Consider the following 17,046-nt stretch of genomic DNA (forward strand, 5'->3'; position numbering starts at 1 on the left):
CGCCCTGTGAATGCCATGGCCTCGCCCGTCCAGATCCTGATCGTGGAAGATGACGAGATCATCTCCAACCTTATCAGCGTGATTCTCGAAAAGAAAGGATATGCCGTTGCCGGCAAGGTTACGACCGGCGAAGAGGCCATCATGAGGGCAGCAGAGTACATGCCGGATCTGGTCCTTATGGACATCAGTCTCGCCGGTTCCCTGGATGGCATCACCGCAGCGCAATACATCTATTCCATCTTCCGTATCCCGGTGATCTTTTTAACCGGCCAGTGCGACGACGCGATCCTTGCCCGTGCAAAGGCCGCAGAACCGTACGGATTCCTTCTCAAGCCGTTTACCTCCAACGAGATCGTCTCCAACATAGAGATCGCCCTGTATAACCATAATATGCGGAAACGGTTTTTTGACAAGGCTGCCATGTGGGATATGAAGAAGATCATGGCCGCACTCGAATCGGTGATCATTACCGACACCAAGGGACGGATCATCTTTTTGAACCCGTATTCCTGCAGGCTGCTGGATATCCAGGAAAAGGATGCCCTGGCAAAACCCCTCCGCAAGGTGCTGATTCTCGTCAATAAGGTAACCGGGGAACGGATCAGCGATCCCGCACAGGATGTCCTGCGGGACAGGATCGTGGTCAGTTACGAGCTTAATACGGTCCTTGTATCCCTTGCAAACAAGAAACGGTTCGTCGCTCTTACGGCCCGACCCGTAAAAGATGATAAAAATGATCTGATCGGCGTATCCATTCAGATCCGCGAGAAGACCCTGACCGAGATCAAGATGGCAGAAAAGGTCTGATCCGGGACTTTTTTTCATTCCGGGAAAAGGATTCAGAAAAAAGGACCGGAGTATTATTTCTGTTCGGATTTCTTCTTGAAGAGCGCCTTTGAGAAGCGATCGATGAAACTCTCCCGGGCCGCTGCGGCCGGGGTGTCATCCTTGTACGCCACGCCAATAATATCGGCAGCAATCCGGTGGATCGCTTTTGAGGCCGGTGAATCGGGGTAGGTTATGACAATCGGGGAACGCGCCGCTGCAGCCCTCCGGACATTGGTATCCTCGGGGATAATGCCTAAGACTTTTACCCCGAGAACTTTCTCCATCTTCTTTGCGATGACATCGCTCCTGTCCTGGTCTACCCGGTTGATGATGGATCCGATCACGTGCCCCCCTACCACTTCCGTGAGGATCTTGGTCTTGAGGGCGTCCACAATGGAGGAGAGCTCGGGATTAACCACAAGGATGACCTCATCGGCAATCGCGAGCGGGACAACCCCGTCCTTGCTGATGCCTGCGGGAGCATCGATCAGGAGAAATTCGCACCGTTTTACAATCTCTGACATTACATCGCGGATCTTGTCCGGGTCTGCCTGCTGGAATCCCTGAAGGGAGATGCCGCTTGGGATAACCTTGAGACCTGCCGGGCCCGGATAAATCCCCTCATCGATATTATTCTTCCCGGCGAGAATTTCATGCAAGGTGACCGGTGCGTCCTGCAGGCCCAGGATCAGGCCGACGTTTGCCATACCGATGTCGGCATCCATCAGGTAGGTCTCTTTTCCCAGTTTGGCAAGCATCGTTCCGAGATTAACTGAAACGGTGGTTTTACCTGTACCCCCTTTTCCGGATGCGATTGTGTAAACCTTTACCATCAAACACCTGTTGTCGTCCTGATTATTATCCTGTTCAAATATAGGTATTCGGGAATATTTTATTTAAGTGTTACATATTCGTGTTATATCCACCTGTTTAAAATATCTTTTGTCTCGCTGATCAGGTCCTGCTCCGGCTCCTGCGGATACAGGTCCCTGGTCTTTGCGATCCCCACAAGGGGAGAGCCCTTGTATTCCAGGCCGAACAGCATGATTCCCGGGGGCCGGGGCTGGACGTTTTCCGCATACATACCTGCGTATCGCGCCACCGTATCGGCGGAAGGCTTTTTCCCGGAAGAGGCCAGCAGCAGGCCGTCTGCCGTGGCAAGGGTGAGATCTTCCAGGGAGTATTTTTCAGCAAGGGCCTGGAGGCTCTCCCCGAGATCGGCCCTGCCGGACAGACAATCGATCTGCCGTGGGCGGGGTTTGGCGGGGGATTGGGCCACGGGATCGGAAGGGCTGCCCGGTATGGACGCCGGGATCTTCTGCACCTTCAGGGGCGCCCGCGACCGCTCCGCGGATAAAACATGCGTCCGAATCTTCAGGCCGGCACGGCGTCTCCGGAGGAGGAGGCCGGCCGCTATGCAGACAACGATTGCAATAGATGCACAAAGGAGGAGAACGGTATTATCGATACCAGCGAGAACGGGCATTTTTCCGGTCACCCTAAAAATGTCAGTCCTTGTCCATCAGGTGGTCAAGGCGCAGGTGTTTTACCATCGTCTTGCAGTCGTCCCGGATCTTATCCGTCACCTGGTCCAGGTTCATGGAATCCAGGGTGTCCAGATCGTTCTCAAACTCAGTCTTTTCCGGCTCTTTTACCGGAGTTTCCGGTTCTTTCTGGGCAGGAGGTTTCCTGTCCCGGAGCGAGGATGGGGGCACACTTACGGGACTTTTCGGGCCAGCGAGATGACGAGGGGTCTTTTCCGGGGAGCGTGCAACGAGTGTCGGCACTTCTTCAGCCGGGGGGGCCGGGTGCAATGCCGGCTCATGACCCGTTTTTTTTGCGAGGACCCTGGGAGACGGCGGGGCTGCAGGCTGTACAGTTTTCTTTTGAAGGGATGGAGCATGGGGATTTATGAGGACTCTTTCGGCTTTATTGAACTCCAGAGAGAGCTGGATCTGTGCATCGTCCAGTGTTGAGAACGCAGCATCGACAGATTCGTCCGCAACAGGCCCCTGAAGATTTTCGAGAGCCGCATCCCCTTTTGAGGTGCTGTCCTCGGCGAGAATACATTTTCCCGCCCTCAGTACGACCGTAGTGATACCGTCCCGGCATGAAATGCTGCAGATCCCGGAGAACCGGGTACGCTCCAGCTCAGCGAGGATATCCGTGGTCTTCTGGTTCTTCTGAATCTCGCGGAATGTCCCGCGGGGAAGTTGCATGATCTCTCTAATGATCGCATTCAAGTATATAGATTCTTTTTGGCAAAGGAGATAGGGGAGATCTCCTCCGGGACCAGGAAAGGAAATATTGATCTCCTTTTGATCTCCCGTCGTTATTCGGGAGGAATATCTTTGAAATGGGGGGCCGGGGCGTATATGGCTTTATTTTGTTATTTTCGAAGATTTTTATCCCCCATTTATCGGAAAAATACCCCAACATTTTAATAGAAAAAAAACAAGAAAGTCACAATTATTAAATGGTGGGATAATGCTCAAGCCGTTGTTAGATGAATTTCTACGAATTGAAGGAGTATCTGCTGCAGTGGTCGTGGGAAGGGACGGTTTTGTGATCGAGAGCGCCGTGTCCGGCAAGGTGGATATCGAGGCGCTGGGTGCAATGGCATCCACGGGTCTTGGAACCTCTGAAGCAATGGGGAATACGCTGGGGAAAGGCGAGCTCTCCCAGATGCTGGTGGAACTGGAGAAAGGGCCTATTATCCTTGCCCCCTTGTCCGCAGATGAATTGATTGCGCTGGTTGCAGATACAACGGCAAACATCGGCAGAATTCGTTACGAGTTAAAGAAAAACAAGGAACGAATCGTTGCGGCCCTCTAAAATTATTATTTAACGGACTATTTTTATGAAAATGCCGGCAGGAACACAGGGGGGTGTCGCTTTCGATCCCAAAAAGGGGGATATGATCCAGCACCTCAGGGAATTCAGGGGCATTATCGAGATTGAGACTGTACAGGGTAAGGGCTTCCTCCTGATGCGCAACGGCGAACTGGTCGCAGCACAGTTCGAGGGTAATGAAGGCACCTACCGGGGAAATGATGCCGTCCGGTATATTATGGCAGTACCGGAAAGGGATCGCGGCCCGCTTTCGCAGAAGTTTACCATGAGGGCATATTCGGATCAGGATTACACTGACGCGCTCAATGTGTGCACGAAAGAGGGACTTTTTATCGGATCCGCCGCTCCCGGCACGGATGTCCCCCCCTCACCAACCGAAAAGAGCAAATCATCGCGCACGGCTCCGTGCATCGTGGATAAGGGCACCTTAAACAAGATCATGAACCAGCCCGGCGTTATCGCGGTTTCGGCATTTTATGAAGGTTTTCCGGTCCTCTCCCTGGGGAAGGCGGACTTTGAGCATGTGGCTGCACGGGCAGAAGATCTTCTCCGGGCGGGGACCCGGATTGCAGAGGATATGGATCTCGGGCAGCCCGATCAGCTGATCCTCGAAACCGGAGAGAATAAATTCATTATTGTTCCCTGCGGAGACCTATTTCTCTGTATTATCGCCCGTGCCGATGCCCAGCTCGGTCTCCTCCGGGTACTGATCCGGAGTATCCAGAACGATGTGAGGGGCGGATCCTGACCGGGCCCGCACGCGTATGAGGCAAAGTTTTTCCTATTTCGTGTCAGAGAATACATATAGTCAGAGCTAAGAAGAATCTTTTATAATAATACCGGAAACGGTTAACTGCTGACAGGGGGACGTTTGGATTGAAATCACACGATGACGAGTCTCAGGATGATGTAAGCACTCTTCTCAAGAAGATCCGGGGGATCCAGGCACCGGAAAAAGAACCGGCTGTTCCTGCGGTGGCACCCCCTCCCGAAAAGGCACCCGGCAAGGAAGAACCGGAAGCAGGAGGCACCGGGGACTTTTCCGCACTCATGAAAAAACTTGGTATGGCTCCTGCCGCTGCACCTGCAGAGAATGAACCGGAAGCAACTCCCCCGGAAGATACAGTCCCCCCGGTAAAAGAGGCTCCTGCAGATGAACCGTCCGAAGATTTCGATGACCTCCTTGAAGACGTCCCCCCGTCAGAACCGGTCACGGAAACTCCCCCCATAAGCAGCAACGATGTCCGGGCGGCCCTGGGAAAGATCGTGGGACAGGCCCCGCCGCCACCTCCTGAAGAGAAACCCGCTCCCGCGGCCACCCCGCCCCCTGCCGAACCGGCCGTGGAAATCATCAACGAGGATCCCCGCGACAAGGGGGCCTCCCTCTTCTTTAAGAAGAAGAAAGAGAAGGCTGCAGGCGGTGGAGCCGCAGCTGCCGAAGAACCCCTGGTGACCGATGCTGACGAACGGATCATCTCCGCAGACCAGATCTCCGAGTACTCCGGTCTTATCCTCCCCAAGGGTGCCACGTTCCAGATCGAGGAGCTCAAGCTCCATGGCAGGATCAATGCGTTCGAGACCACGGGGACCGGGACCCTCCCGCCGGAACTTGCTGAGATCTGGAAACGGGAATTCTCGACTGCCGGTTTCAAGGATCTGGAGTCTGAATTTATCCCGGACAAGGATAAAACAGAACGGGCTGCGGCAAAGAAATCCGGCTTTGCCGCACTCTTCAGTGCCATCCGTTCGGCCACCGTGGAATACGATCCAAAGATCCATGGCCCGCTGGTGGATCTCACCTTTGATCCTAAACCCGGCATCGAAGTCATGGAGATGTACCCGGTCAACGAGCCTTATGCCTATGTCCGGGTCATCTATGACCATTCCACCCATGAGTATACCTACCTGGTGATCGAGCCGGTTCTCTCCGAGCCGGAAAAGGACCTCTTAAAGGAGTTAAAGGAACGCCTCTTTGAGACGCTCGATATCAACACCAAGGATATCTCCAAGGAAGAAGCCCGGCAGCAGCTCAGGACTGCCGTCGACGATATCCTTGCCGATTATGGGATCAAGCTCAATCCGGTCCAGCGCGAGAAACTCCTCTACAACATGCACAAGGATTTCCTGGGTGACGGCCTGATCGACGCGATCATGCATGACAAGTATATCGAAGATATCTCCTGCGACGGGGTCAATACCCCCCTCTTTGCCTTCCATGCCAGCTACGAGTCGATGAAGACCACGCTGATGTACCACAATGCAGAGGAACTGGACTCGTTTGTCACCAAACTCGCCCAGCGCGCCGGCAAGTACATCTCCATTGCCGAACCCATCCTCGATGCGACCATGAGCGACGGCTCCCGTATCCAGATGACCCTGGGACAGGAAGTGACCGCCCATGGGTCAACATTTACTATCCGTAAGTTCAAGGACGAGCCGATCACCCCGACCGATCTCATTGAGTGGCATACCTTTGCCCCGCTCTCCATAGCTTACATCTGGCTTGCGGTCGAGAACGGCAAATCCGCGATCTTTGCGGGAGGAACGGCATCCGGGAAGACCACATCCCTCAACGCCATCTCCCTCTTTATTCCCCCGATGGCAAAAATTGTCAGCCTCGAGGATACCCGTGAGGTCAAGCTCCCCCATCCCAACTGGATCCCCAGCATTACGCGTGACTCCTTTGACACGGCGGGCCGCGGGGAGATCAACATGTACGAGCTCCTGCGGGCTGCGATGCGTCAGCGGCCTGAGTACATCATTGTCGGGGAGGTCCGTGGCAAAGAATGCCAGACGCTCTTCCAGGCCATGAGCACGGGCCACGTCACGTACTCCACGATCCACGCGGACTCGGTATCGAGCGTTGTCCACCGTATTGAGAACCCGCCGATGGATGTGCCGCGGAACATGCTCTCCGCCCTAGACATCGTGTGCATCCAGGTACAGGCCCGGATGGGTGGGAAACGGATCCGCCGGAACAAGCAGATCGTCGAGATTCTCGATATCGACCCGCGGACAAATGAACTGATCACCAACGAGGTCTTCCGCTGGCGGTCGGCTACCGACGAGATCACCTATTCAGGGAAGTCGTTTATCCTTGAGGATATCATGGAAGCCCGGGGCTGGAACGAGAACCGTATGCGGGAGGAACTGAAAAGGAGGCAGGAGGTACTGGAGTGGATGCGCATCAAGAAGATCCGGCACTACAAGGATGTGGCAAAGATCCTCATCTCGTATTTCCGCGAACCCGAAGTAGTGATAGAACGTGTAAGGAAGGATCTCTATGAATAGTTTCGAACGGTTCTGCTTCAACCTCCTGGGCATGCGGATGAAGGCAAAAAGGGAACAGTATTCCCAGCTCAGGAATGACCTTATCTCCGCACGGCTGAAAACCCCCTTTGAAGTCTATGTCTCCACGGCGATTGTCAGCGCTATCATCGTGGGACTGGTCTCCGCGGTCTGTCTGGGCCTGCTCACCTGGGTTTTGAAACTCCCCAATCTCATCAAGTATAAGGGAGAAGTCCCGGCCACGATGCTCTTCCTTAACCAGTACGGCCTCCTCCTCGGGACCATCTTTGCAATCATCTTCTCCCTCCTCGTGTTTGGGGGGATCACCTACGCTATCTTTATCGCGTATCCCTCGGTTGTTGCGGGAAATCGGCGCCGGAGCATCGATGCGACCCTTCCCTATGCCATTAACTACATCACCTCCATGTCCACGGCAGGGATCACCCCGGCGGAGATCTTCCGGTTGCTCGGGGACAGCCCAATCTACGGCGAGAGCTCGGTGGAAGCCCGCTACATTGCCCGGGAGATCGATATCTTCGGGCGGGATCTGATCGATGCGCTCAGGATTGTCTCTTCGAGCACCCCCTCCCTGCGTATGAAAGAGTTTTTGCAGGGTGCAATGGCGAGCATATCTAGCGGAGGGAACCTCACGGATTATTTCCGAACCAAGGCCGCCCAGTATGCCCTTGAAAACCGGCAGACCCAGAAGCTCTTCCTGGATACACTCGCACTGATCGCAGAGTCGTACGTCACGGCGATGGTGGCAGGGACGCTCTTTTTGATCATCCTCCAGTCCATCATGTCCGTCCTTGGCGGGGATGCAAAACCGATGTTTCTCTATGTCATCATCTACCTCATGATCCCCTTCGGCACAATGATGTTCATCATTATGATCAGTTCCATGACCCCGGAGTCCTGATATGGCATTGAACGACAGATTATCCGGCATACTCGGAAAAGAAAAGGATTCCCTTTCCCAGCCGCCACCGGCGCTCAGCCGCACCGAAATGGACGCGGTTGAAAAAGAACTCAACGAGCTCACCGGCAAACTGGAAACCGAACGCAAAAGCCGGGAAGGGATGGGGCGGTTCCTAAAGCATCCGCTCAGGGTGCTGACAGAACGACCCGAGAATATCCTTATTGTCTGTGCCCCACTCTCGCTGATCGTTTTTATTGGCGGCTTTCTCTCGATGGTCAGGATGTACGGTATCCAAGTGCTCTTTAGCTCGACCGTTATCGACGATTTTGCCGTTGCCGCCATTCTCATCTCCATTATCCCGGTGGCCGTTCTCGATTTCCGGGAACAGTCGCGGATACGGAACATTGAGGTGGCACTCCCTAACTTCTTCCGTGACCTCGCCGGTATGAACGATTCCGGTATGACCCTGCCCAATGCCGTCCACCTTGTGGCGGGAGCGGAATACGGGGCTCTCTCCCCCCATATCCGGAAAATGGACAACGAGATGTCCTGGGGGATCGGTTTTGTGGAGGCCATGTACCGGTTCGGCAAGGGCCTGGGCACACCGCTCGCTGACCGGAGCGTGGACCTGATCGCCAAAGCAAGCAAGGCGGGTGGCGACATCAGCGAGGTGCTTCGTGCCGCAGCAAACGACACCTTCGAGGTGGTCAATCTCGCACAGGAACGCCGGAACAACATGCTGATCTACGTGATCATCGTCATTGTCTCGTTTACGGTCTTCCTGTTCGTGATTGCGGTTCTGGTCAGCTCCTTCCTGAGCACCATGGCAACGGCAGGTACTGCGGCACAGATGACGAGTGCCAGCAGCAAGTTCATGGGACGAATCGATCTTCCGGCGTACAAGCGCCTGTTCTCCCATGCAGCGATGATCCAGGGATTCTTCTCCGGACTCTGTGCAGGACAGATGGGCGAAGGCAGAGCCATTGCCGGACTCAAGTACGCAGCGATTATGCTGATTGTCTCGTGGGTTGTCTTCCGGTTCTTCATCTGATCTTTCTTTCTCTCCCCTTTTCACTTGCGATTATCATACGCACGTTACGTGGTATCACTGAATTGTATGCAGGAACGACCGGGAGGCATGCACAAGCGGCAGCTCCGTTGCATTCAAAGAGAAGAAAAAAAGAGAGAACCGGAATGTGATCAGGAGATGTTTTCCGTGCTGTAACCCTTCAGGGAGAGGAGCTCCTTGACACGGTCGCGGTGATTTCCCTGCAGCTCGATAGAATTTCCTTTCACGGTTCCACCGCAGGCAAGTTTTCCCTTCATGAATTTCGAAAGATCCTCAAGGTCAATGTCTGTCGGATCAAGGCCCTCGATAACCGTAACCTCTTTTCCGTACCGGCGTTTGTTGACTTTGACATTGATCCTCTGCTGTTCCTTTGCTACCTCCTCACAGATACATAATTCCTTAGGAAGTCCACACGTCGGGCAAATGCCACCAATCATTACAGCTATTTTTCAGTTCTGGTTATTTATTACTTGGCATTGTCCGGGCCCGTTTCTTGCTTTTTACTGCAAAATCCGACACGTATCCGTTTTATGTGGGGGCATTCAAATGAATGTATATGCCGCTCATGGTTGTGGGAACGTCGTCCCATGTGGGTAAGAGCATAACGGTGGCTGCGATCTGCCGGTGCCTGGTGCACCGGGGGATCCGCGTAGCCCCGTTCAAATCCCAGAACATGAGCCTGAACTCTTTTGTAACGGAGGACGGTGGTGAGATCGGAATTGCCCAGGCAATGCAGGGCTGGGCTGCCCGGCTTTCGCCAACTACCGACATGAACCCGGTCCTTCTCAAACCCAAAGGAGACCGTGTCTCGCAGGTCGTGCTCCTCGGCCATCCCTACAAGGATGTCCCCATCGCCGAGTATTACGCGGAGACGCCCTATCTTCTTTCGGAGGCCCTTGCCGCGTACGGGAGGCTGCTCCAGGAATACGGGCAGGTGGTGGTCGAGGGAGCAGGCGGGGCTGCGGAAGTCAACCTCTATGACCGCGATATTGCCAATACCCTGCTTGCGGAAAAACTCCACATCCCGCTGATTCTTGTGGCAGATATCGAGCGGGGCGGGGTCTTTGCCCAGATCTACGGTACCATCAGCCTGCTGCCGGCTCCGCTCCGGCCGCTGGTTAAGGGCATCATCATCAATAAGTTTCGGGGCGATCCCGCCATCTTTGCAAACGGGATCCGGATCATCGAAGAACTTACCGGTGTGCCGGTACTCGGTGTGGTGCCCTATGTCTCTCTCCCACTCCCCAGCGAAGATTCCCTCTCGATCGCGGACAAGAAGCGCCGCGACCTTCCGGTACGGATCGCGGTGATCCGCCTCCCCCATGTGTCCAATTTCACCGACTTCGAGCTGCTCGAACAGTATGCCGCAGTGGAGTATGTGCCCTGCGGGGAATCGCTTGATGGCTTTGACTGCGTCATCATCCCGGGTACCAAGAACACTATCGATGACCTTGCAGCGCTCCGGACGGCTGGAATGGACCGCGAAATTCTGGCGGCACGGGAGCGGGGGGTGCCGGTGATTGGCATCTGCGGCGGGTACCAGATGCTGGGTTCAACCCTCATTGACGACGGGTTCGAATCCGCGGCCGGAGTATACACCGGCCTTGGGCTGCTGGACTGCACCACCCGGTTTGCCTCGTACTCCAAGAACACTACGCAGGTGAAACGGATGGCTTTCCCCGTCTCCCCGATCCTCTCCACCATGGGCGAGGTGACCGGCTACGAGATCCATATGGGCGTAACCGAACCGGGCACCGAGCAGGAGGCGTTCTCCGGGGACGGCCGGGTAACCGCAGATGGCCTGGTCTTTGGCACCTATATGCACGGGCTCTTCCTCAACCCGTCCGCAGCAAACGCCCTGCTCGCGTATCTTTTTGAGAAAAAAGGGTTGCCTTTTACCCCAGTACCGGCCGAGGCTGCCGATCCCTATGATATGCTCGCTTCCCTCTTCGAGGAGCACGTGGATATGGACGCTATTGTGGCGCTGCTGAAAAAATAAGCGGGTGTTTCCGGTCCTATCCAATGAGACTGGTGATGCTGTGGAAGCCCTCGCCCTGCCGGTCCGCACACCGGACTGCCTGGACCGCCGAGAGATCCACTTCCCCGGTCACCCGGCACTTCACGCAGTAGGCAAGGGAAGGGGATTTCACGAACTGTCCCTTTACCTTGAACTCCCGGCAGTGGATGCAGAGCCGGCAGTGTTCCACCGGCTCCCGTTTCTCCGGCAGGCACTGCACGGTGCCGCCCTGTGTGTCAAGATCCCGGTACGTTTCCGATCCCATGTTCCCCCTCTCCGTAACAGTACTCTTTGTCCGGGCACTATACTTAAAGCAATTCAACACCAACGTTTGAACCATGAAGGTGTGTATCATGTGCGGGGGCGAAGGGACCCGCCTTCGTCCCCTCACGTTCGAACGGCCAAAACCCTGTATCCCGATCGTCAACCGCCCATCGATCCAGCACCTGGTCTCCCACCTCTCCAACCTGGGGTTCCGCGAAGTGGTGATGACACTTGGGTACATGGGAAAGGACATCGAGGCAGCACTTGGCGATGGTTCACTTTTCGGTGTCGATATCACCTATGTCCACGAGAAGACCAAGCTGGGGACCGCCGGGAGCGTGCGGAATGCCAAGAAGTACCTGGACGGCCAGGACTTCCTTGTGGTCGGTGGAGACCACGTCACTGACCTCAATGTCCTCGAGTTCTACCGAACCCACCAGAAGGAGAAGGCCATTGCCACCATCGGCCTGATCTCGATCGATGACCCCGGGGAGTACGGTATCGCTGAGATTGATGTCAACTATGAGATCAAAAGATTCAAGGAGAAACCTGCTCCCGGTGAGATCTTCTCGAACCTTGCAAGCACCGGGATGTACGTCTGCAGCCCTGAAGTCTTCGACCACATCCCGGCCGGAAAGAAGTCCGACTTCGCCCGGGACCTCTTCCCGCACCTGATGGAAGAGAAAAAGATCCTCAAGGGGTGGCTTGCCCGCGGGAACTGGACCGATGTGGGCAGCCCGCACATGCTCCGGCAGGCCGAGCGGTGGAAGCTGCAGGAGATCACCACCACCGATATTATCGGCGACCTCTCCATGCACGGCGCCCGGGTACAGGGGCCGGTCAACCTGGGGGATGCGATCACCCTGGGTAAGAACACCCGGGTGATCGGACCGGTAGCGATCGGGACGGGCACGATTATCGGGAACAACGTACTGATCGGCCCTTACACGAGCATTGGCGAACGCTGCATTATCAGGAACAATGCGAAGATCTTCTCATCCTCACTTTACAACCGCGTAACGATCGGGGCGAACAGCACGATCTCCGGGAGCATCATCGATAACGACACCCACATTGGCGAAGGATGCAGTATCGAGAATGACACCGTGCTCGGCCCCCGGGTGGTGCTGCGCAACAACGTGGTGGTCCACTCCAAGACAAGGATCTGGCCCGAGATCGTGGTCAGCGACGGTCAGATCATAAAAGAACATGTCCTCAACGACAAGTTCGATCTCCGGTGCGAGGGATCGTAAAAACAGGTATTTTCTTTTTTACTGCCGTTTTACCAGCCGGTGCGTGATGGCCACGAGCGGGTGGCGGGCGTAATCCAGCACCTGAACATCATCGAGTGTCTTGAGGTTCATGGTATGGGCGGTCCGTTCCATGCCGAGTTCGATATCCTCTTTGATCTCGATGATGTACGCGTCCAGCGCCGTGATGCCCAGCCGCTTTGCGGCAACGGCACGGTGGTGGCCGTCCACGAGGATCGTCCGTCCCGGCCGGCGCACCACGATGATGGGCTCTGCCAGCCCCTTCTTGATCTCGTAGATTCGCCCTTCAAGCTCGTCTTCGTAGATCTTGGACTGGGTGGGGAGCAGATCCTTTACCGGGACGATCCCCCGGTTGAGGGTGGGATCGACGCCGTAAAGCTTTTTGAGCGTGGTCATGAAGTTGAAGACCTTCTCCGGCGAGACGTGTTCGATCTGCGAACGGATCACATCAGAATTGGAGATGATCCCGAGCAGGTGGTTCTTCTCATCCACAACGGGGAGTTTCTGGATGCCGCTCCGGAAGATCACCCGGGCCGCGTCGGTGATATCCATCTCGGGGTCGGCAACGATCAATTCGCCGGACATGGCCGACGCGATCGTTTCGCCCGGTTTGACAAAGAGGAGGTCCCGGGCTGCGATGTACCCGACAACTTCGGCGCCGTCCAGCACCGGGAAGCCGTCGTGCTTGGTCTGCTGGATCTTCTCGATGACCGCTTCCACGGTGCCATGGAGATCCACGCTGACCACGTCATAGGTCATGTAGTCCTTGACCTTTTTTTTGTCCATCTGTACAGCTTCCGGCGCCCGTGACTTTAAAGGAATCGGTAAAAAAAGGAGAAATGGGGTATGAGGGGTAGGGGGCACCCCCTCCCCCACATGACCGTTCCTGGACTCTCTTATTACAGGGTCACATCATGAGCTTCGCGTAAAGTCGTTGTCGTGAATGAGGAGGTCTGCAGGTGTCGGCGGGTGGTGATGGATCGCCCGGCTCGGCCCGGTCAGGGAGAGGGGGTATCCCCCCGGCGCTCTGGCCCAAAGGGGGGAAGATGCCCCCCATTGTTTGAAGGATGGGAGGGGGGTGGTCACCCCCATCAACCAGCCAGGGCCCTGCCCCCTGTTCCCTGATGTGGGCAGATGCAGCATAACCTTCGAACCACACGGCTCGGGTTATCACCTCTACTCCCCTCTTTTTCCGCTCAGAATAGTTTATGACCGTTCAACATGGAAGTAGTAAGGAAGGTTTTAGGAATGGGCACGAAAAAACAGGCAGAGAAATCGAAGAAACTGTGGGTCAAGGTACTCGCCGTCGTCGTCGGGGTTGTCTTTGTGGTGCTGATGGTCGTATCGGCCATGGGATCGAGCTGGATCACGAGCCTTGCCACCGTCAAGCCCGGTGATACTGTGGTCGTGGACTATACCCTCAAGGATGCACAGGGGTCACCGATTATGACCTCCAACCAGCAGCTGTACACCCAGCTTGCCAGCCAGGGCTCCGGTATCATGTTTTCCAAGACCCTCACCCTTACGGCCAACCGAACCCTTGGTTCTGGTGTGTACCCGATCGCCTTCTATACCGCATCGACCGGGTGGTCGAGCGACAACCAGTTCGCCCTCTTCTCCAGCGAATACAATACTATCTCCGCGGGGCTTGTCGGCATGAGGGCCAATACCCAGAAAACAATCTCTCTTGCAACGGCAAAACCCATGACCCAGTTCTGGTCAGCAGATCAGCTTACGGCAGGCAATATGAGTTTATCCTCGATCCAGGTCGGGGACTACCTTAACATGGGCGTTTCCAGCGGTACCACTGCAGGCGAGGCCGCCTCATCGGCCCCGACCTATATCAGGCTCGGGAAAGTCACTAACAAGACAGCAGACGGCATCACCGTCGATTTCTCCTACCCGAGCATCGATGTCACGGTTACTTCCATTAACCCGACATCGAGCTGATTTTAATATTTTTTTTAAAAACGGCGTAATTCCTTGATTATATCCTGTATTAAAAAACGGGCACGGTATTTCCCTCTCCGGTTGCAGGAGATCCGTGCCGGCCCGGGAAAAAAGTTCTATGACCGGACCCCGTAGATCCTCTTGATCCGGCGGGCAAACGTCTTCCAGTCCGGCTTTCGCATCAGGGGACCATCGCGCAGCTTGATGTGAGAGAGGGTGAAGCGTTTCCCATCCACCACGTACTTCTGGCCGACGACAAACTCCTCCTCCCCCTCGCATTCCAGGTAGAGCGGGATCGTTTTTCTTCCATCGTGGATGGAGATCTTCACCACCACCCGGTCAATGATCCGGGTCCAGAGGGCAGAGATATCCTTTGCCTTTGCCTGCTGCGGCCGCTTGCCCCCGGTCTCGATGGCGGCCACCTCAACCCCGTAGGCCTCGTCCCCGGCCTCCGCGACCAGGTGGTCTCCGACAGAGCATTTATCCTCGGGATCGAACTCGATGGTGCCGGCAACCGAGGTCCCTTCGCGGGAGATGATCGCCTTGATCATGAGCGGTTTTTGCTCTTTTTCCTTGGGGATATGGTGGTGATGCCCGCACGCGGTGCACCGGACGAGCCGGTCGCGGGATTCTGAGAGGACCTCGTGCTCGGTCTCCTCTTTGCACTCGGGGCACGGAACGGTGATAAACATTAAAATATGAATGGCAACCCTCACATGATAAAGCATGGAGGCGCAGGAGATTATCCGGTGCCGGGGGCATCCCCTCGTCCTCGGCACCCACCCAACAACCTTTGAGGTGACATGCGAAGAGCACCTCACGGAGAACGGGAATTGCATTATTGGGATCGCGGCCGACAAAGGCTGCGTCGGCCTTTCCGATCACTTCCGGTCCCTCCTCTGCCACAATGACGCTGTTCTTGTGACCCGGCTGGAATCCGGGGGTGTCACGGCAGAAGTACACGCAAAAGGATCGGACCGGCTTACCCTCGATCACCCCACCGATCTGGTCTGGCGGCGGAGCACGTTTGCCTGCGGAAGGACAATCGGCATCTCCTCGGATGCGGTCGCCGCTACGCTGCCCCGGGAGCTCATTGCCCGGCTCAGGCAGGGGGAAGAGATCGTTGTCACCCTGACGGTTACGCGTCCCGGGCAAGGGTCGTGATCTTCTCTTCTGTCTCGGCGAGCAGTGTCTCGCACTGTTTCACGAGTGCAGCCCCTTGCTCATAGAGCTTCATGCTCTCGTCCAGGCTTGTCGTGCCGTCCTCGATCTTTGCAATGATCTGGCGCAGTTGTTCGATCTTTTCCTCATAGGTTTCCGTCATGATCTACACGCTCCACGATGACCTCGCCCCTACCATCATAAAAGTGCAGGGAGAGCCGGTCGTCCTTTTTTATGACACCTGCGGATCGCACTACGGTGCCCTCTTTTTCCGCCACGCAATAGCCCCGGGCGAGCACCGCCCGCGGGCTCCTCCCTTCGAGTGCCGTTCTCATCCCGGCAAGCACGAGCCGTTCCCGTTCGATCCGGGTGGCAAAGGCCCGTTCGAGCCGGTCGGAGAGGTCGGCCGTGGCCTGTCGTTTCTCACCGATCTTCCGGCAGAGCCGCTGGGGACGGAGCCGGTCACGGAGATCGGCAATCTCCTTCTGGGCCTGGGCAATTCGGGCGAGGAGGGCACCACCCAGCTGACACCGGAGTTCCCCGAGTGCCGCCCGGAGATCCCGCCGGTCCGGTACCACGAGCTCCGCCGCCGCGGACGGGGTCGGGGCCCGGATGTCTGCCGCGAGATCGGCAAGGGTCACATCAACCTCATGGCCGATGGCCGAGACCACCGGCACCGGGCAGGTGGCAATGGCCCGCACAACAGCAGGGTGGTTGAAGGGAAAAAGATCCTCAAAACTCCCGCCGCCCCGGGCCACGATCACCACGTCAGCATACCCTGCAACCCGGGCAATAGCCCGGGCAATATCTGCGGGGGCTTCATTCCCCTGCACGGCGGTGGGGGAGAGGACGATCTCCACCGGGAAACGCCGGGCAAGCACGGTCCGGATATCATGGATAACTGCCCCTGTCTCCGAGGTGACCACACCCACCCGGGCGGGAAACGGGGGCAGCGGGCGTTTTCTCTCCGCAGCAAAGCACCCCTCCGCGGCCAGCTCTTTTTTCCACTGTTCCACGAGAAGATATTTCTCCCCGAGGCCACCCCGGGTCATCCTTTTGACCTGGATCTGGTAAGTGCCCGAAGGTGCATAGACACGGACCGAGCCGGTAACCACCACTTCCATCCCGTCCTCGGGATCGAAGGTGAGCCGGTCCGCATCCGACCGCCACATCACGCACCGGATCACCGCTGCGGTGCTCCCGCCTCCTTTCTCGGAAAGGGAGAAGTACCGGTGGCCCCGGCTGTGGTGCTTGTAGTTGGTTACCTCGCCCAGTACTTTGATATCCTGAAGCCTCTGGTCATCGAGCAGGTCTTCGATAATGGCGCTTACTTCCCCGACGGTGAGCGGAGCCTCCGGTACCGCAGGTGCTCCCGGCGGGCCCTGCCCGCCCGGTGCTTCGGTACCGTAGAACCAGTCCATGAAGG

The 17,046-nt window shown here is 56.3% G+C and carries 19 protein-coding genes; 10 read left to right on the plus strand and 9 right to left on the minus strand.

The annotated features are described in order from the left end of the window. Window positions 1-15: 15 nt before the first annotated feature. On the plus strand, window positions 16-807 hold the full coding sequence (locus tag VMS83_RS08720) for a response regulator (protein ID WP_325411865.1): 792 nt from the start codon (window positions 16-18) through the stop codon (window positions 805-807). 53 nt (window positions 808-860) lie between these two features. On the opposite strand, the gene minD is transcribed toward VMS83_RS08720, so the two are convergent. The 3 genes from minD to VMS83_RS08735 all read right to left on the minus strand — a co-directional run bounded on the left by minD (window position 861) and on the right by VMS83_RS08735 (window position 3,047). Next, on the minus strand, window positions 861-1,661 hold the full coding sequence (gene minD / locus VMS83_RS08725; protein WP_325411867.1) for a cell division ATPase MinD: 801 nt from the start codon (window positions 1,659-1,661) through the stop codon (window positions 861-863). A gap of 83 nt (window positions 1,662-1,744) precedes the next feature. Next, window positions 1,745-2,314, minus strand: a complete 570-nt coding sequence (locus VMS83_RS08730; RefSeq protein ID WP_325411869.1) for a hypothetical protein — start codon at window positions 2,312-2,314, stop codon at window positions 1,745-1,747. Between the two features lie 22 nt (window positions 2,315-2,336). After that, window positions 2,337-3,047, minus strand: coding sequence for a hypothetical protein (locus tag VMS83_RS08735; RefSeq protein WP_325411871.1), 711 nt, complete (start codon window positions 3,045-3,047; stop codon window positions 2,337-2,339). A gap of 268 nt (window positions 3,048-3,315) precedes the next feature. Between VMS83_RS08735 and VMS83_RS08740 the strand changes: the two genes are divergently transcribed. The 5 genes from VMS83_RS08740 to VMS83_RS08760 all read left to right on the plus strand — a co-directional run bounded on the left by VMS83_RS08740 (window position 3,316) and on the right by VMS83_RS08760 (window position 8,939). Next, complete coding sequence (locus VMS83_RS08740) at window positions 3,316-3,663, plus strand: roadblock/LC7 domain-containing protein (protein ID WP_325411873.1); 348 nt, start codon at window positions 3,316-3,318, stop codon at window positions 3,661-3,663. 31 nt (window positions 3,664-3,694) lie between these two features. Then, a complete protein-coding gene (locus tag VMS83_RS08745) occupies window positions 3,695-4,429 on the plus strand; it encodes a roadblock/LC7 domain-containing protein (protein WP_325411875.1) in 735 nt (244 codons plus the stop codon). Window positions 4,430-4,557: 128 nt separating this feature from the next. Next, a complete protein-coding gene (locus VMS83_RS08750) occupies window positions 4,558-6,972 on the plus strand; it encodes a type II/IV secretion system ATPase subunit (protein ID WP_414674915.1) in 2,415 nt (804 codons plus the stop codon). Beyond that, entirely contained in the window at window positions 6,965-7,888 is a 924-nt protein-coding gene (locus tag VMS83_RS08755) for a type II secretion system F family protein (RefSeq protein WP_325411877.1), read from the plus strand. Before VMS83_RS08750 ends, VMS83_RS08755 begins: the two co-directional genes overlap by 8 nt. Window position 7,889: 1 nt before the next feature. Further along, window positions 7,890-8,939 (plus strand): type II secretion system F family protein, encoded by a 1,050-nt coding sequence (locus VMS83_RS08760; RefSeq protein WP_325411878.1) that lies wholly within the window; start codon window positions 7,890-7,892, stop codon window positions 8,937-8,939. A gap of 149 nt (window positions 8,940-9,088) precedes the next feature. Here the strand turns inward: VMS83_RS08760 and yciH are convergent, their stop codons facing one another. Continuing rightward, window positions 9,089-9,394 (minus strand): stress response translation initiation inhibitor YciH, encoded by a 306-nt coding sequence (yciH, locus tag VMS83_RS08765; RefSeq protein ID WP_012107470.1) that lies wholly within the window; start codon window positions 9,392-9,394, stop codon window positions 9,089-9,091. A 119-nt stretch (window positions 9,395-9,513) separates the two neighbouring features. Between yciH and VMS83_RS08770 the strand changes: the two genes are divergently transcribed. Then, entirely contained in the window at window positions 9,514-10,956 is a 1,443-nt protein-coding gene (locus tag VMS83_RS08770; protein WP_325411881.1) for a cobyric acid synthase, read from the plus strand. 16 nt (window positions 10,957-10,972) lie between these two features. On the opposite strand, the gene VMS83_RS08775 is transcribed toward VMS83_RS08770, so the two are convergent. Further along, window positions 10,973-11,239 carry a hypothetical protein gene (locus tag VMS83_RS08775; RefSeq protein WP_325411884.1) on the minus strand — a complete coding sequence of 89 codons (267 nt, stop codon included), beginning with the start codon at window positions 11,237-11,239 and terminating at the stop codon, window positions 10,973-10,975. A gap of 73 nt (window positions 11,240-11,312) precedes the next feature. Here VMS83_RS08775 and VMS83_RS08780 point away from each other — a divergent pair, with 73 nt between their 5' ends. Beyond that, window positions 11,313-12,491, plus strand: a complete 1,179-nt coding sequence (locus VMS83_RS08780) for an NDP-sugar synthase (RefSeq protein ID WP_325411886.1) — start codon at window positions 11,313-11,315, stop codon at window positions 12,489-12,491. Window positions 12,492-12,509: 18 nt separating this feature from the next. On the opposite strand, the gene VMS83_RS08785 is transcribed toward VMS83_RS08780, so the two are convergent. Next, complete coding sequence (locus VMS83_RS08785) at window positions 12,510-13,295, minus strand: CBS domain-containing ParB/RepB/Spo0J family partition protein (protein WP_325411888.1); 786 nt, start codon at window positions 13,293-13,295, stop codon at window positions 12,510-12,512. A 462-nt stretch (window positions 13,296-13,757) separates the two neighbouring features. Between VMS83_RS08785 and VMS83_RS08790 the strand changes: the two genes are divergently transcribed. Beyond that, on the plus strand, window positions 13,758-14,459 hold the full coding sequence (locus VMS83_RS08790) for a hypothetical protein (protein ID WP_325411890.1): 702 nt from the start codon (window positions 13,758-13,760) through the stop codon (window positions 14,457-14,459). A 116-nt stretch (window positions 14,460-14,575) separates the two neighbouring features. Here VMS83_RS08790 and VMS83_RS08795 read toward each other — a convergent pair whose 3' ends face one another. Further along, window positions 14,576-15,151 carry an HVO_0476 family zinc finger protein gene (locus tag VMS83_RS08795; RefSeq protein ID WP_325411892.1) on the minus strand — a complete coding sequence of 192 codons (576 nt, stop codon included), beginning with the start codon at window positions 15,149-15,151 and terminating at the stop codon, window positions 14,576-14,578. Between the two features lie 34 nt (window positions 15,152-15,185). On the opposite strand from VMS83_RS08795, the gene VMS83_RS08800 reads away from it, so the two are divergent. Continuing rightward, window positions 15,186-15,623 (plus strand): DUF371 domain-containing protein, encoded by a 438-nt coding sequence (locus tag VMS83_RS08800; protein WP_325411894.1) that lies wholly within the window; start codon window positions 15,186-15,188, stop codon window positions 15,621-15,623. Here the strand turns inward: VMS83_RS08800 and xseB are convergent. Together xseB and xseA are read right to left on the minus strand one after the other, a co-directional pair. After that, the gene (gene xseB / locus VMS83_RS08805) at window positions 15,598-15,783 is read right to left on the minus strand and encodes an exodeoxyribonuclease VII small subunit (RefSeq protein ID WP_325411896.1); all 186 of its coding nucleotides are present in this window, start codon (window positions 15,781-15,783) and stop codon (window positions 15,598-15,600) included. The genes VMS83_RS08800 and xseB overlap by 26 nt on opposite strands. After that, complete coding sequence (gene xseA, locus VMS83_RS08810) at window positions 15,767-17,041, minus strand: exodeoxyribonuclease VII large subunit (protein ID WP_325411898.1); 1,275 nt, start codon at window positions 17,039-17,041, stop codon at window positions 15,767-15,769. The genes xseB and xseA overlap by 17 nt, the downstream gene beginning before the upstream one ends. Between the last annotated feature and the right edge of the window lie 5 nt (window positions 17,042-17,046).

Source organism: Methanoregula sp., from assembly GCF_035543475.1.
Classification (GTDB): domain Archaea; phylum Halobacteriota; class Methanomicrobia; order Methanomicrobiales; family Methanospirillaceae; genus Methanoregula.

Coding starts and splice junctions, on each gene's coding strand:
- VMS83_RS08740 (WP_325411873.1), top strand. CDS start 3,316: ATGCTCAAGCCGTTGTTAGATGAATTTCTACGAATTGAAGGAGTATCT.
- VMS83_RS08735 (WP_325411871.1), bottom strand. CDS start 3,047: ATGCAACTTCCCCGCGGGACATTCCGCGAGATTCAGAAGAACCAGAAG.
- VMS83_RS08770 (WP_325411881.1), top strand. CDS start 9,514: ATGCCGCTCATGGTTGTGGGAACGTCGTCCCATGTGGGTAAGAGCATA.
- VMS83_RS08795 (WP_325411892.1), bottom strand. CDS start 15,151: ATGTTTATCACCGTTCCGTGCCCCGAGTGCAAAGAGGAGACCGAGCAC.
- VMS83_RS08760 (WP_325411878.1), top strand. CDS start 7,890: ATGGCATTGAACGACAGATTATCCGGCATACTCGGAAAAGAAAAGGAT.
- VMS83_RS08790 (WP_325411890.1), top strand. CDS start 13,758: ATGGGCACGAAAAAACAGGCAGAGAAATCGAAGAAACTGTGGGTCAAG.
- minD (WP_325411867.1), bottom strand. CDS start 1,661: ATGGTAAAGGTTTACACAATCGCATCCGGAAAAGGGGGTACAGGTAAA.
- VMS83_RS08745 (WP_325411875.1), top strand. CDS start 3,695: ATGCCGGCAGGAACACAGGGGGGTGTCGCTTTCGATCCCAAAAAGGGG.
- VMS83_RS08720 (WP_325411865.1), top strand. CDS start 16: ATGGCCTCGCCCGTCCAGATCCTGATCGTGGAAGATGACGAGATCATC.
- VMS83_RS08730 (WP_325411869.1), bottom strand. CDS start 2,314: ATGCCCGTTCTCGCTGGTATCGATAATACCGTTCTCCTCCTTTGTGCA.
- VMS83_RS08780 (WP_325411886.1), top strand. CDS start 11,313: ATGAAGGTGTGTATCATGTGCGGGGGCGAAGGGACCCGCCTTCGTCCC.
- VMS83_RS08785 (WP_325411888.1), bottom strand. CDS start 13,295: ATGGACAAAAAAAAGGTCAAGGACTACATGACCTATGACGTGGTCAGC.
- VMS83_RS08755 (WP_325411877.1), top strand. CDS start 6,965: ATGAATAGTTTCGAACGGTTCTGCTTCAACCTCCTGGGCATGCGGATG.
- VMS83_RS08775 (WP_325411884.1), bottom strand. CDS start 11,239: ATGGGATCGGAAACGTACCGGGATCTTGACACACAGGGCGGCACCGTG.
- VMS83_RS08800 (WP_325411894.1), top strand. CDS start 15,186: ATGGAGGCGCAGGAGATTATCCGGTGCCGGGGGCATCCCCTCGTCCTC.
- xseB (WP_325411896.1), bottom strand. CDS start 15,783: ATGACGGAAACCTATGAGGAAAAGATCGAACAACTGCGCCAGATCATT.
- yciH (WP_012107470.1), bottom strand. CDS start 9,394: ATGATTGGTGGCATTTGCCCGACGTGTGGACTTCCTAAGGAATTATGT.
- xseA (WP_325411898.1), bottom strand. CDS start 17,041: ATGGACTGGTTCTACGGTACCGAAGCACCGGGCGGGCAGGGCCCGCCG.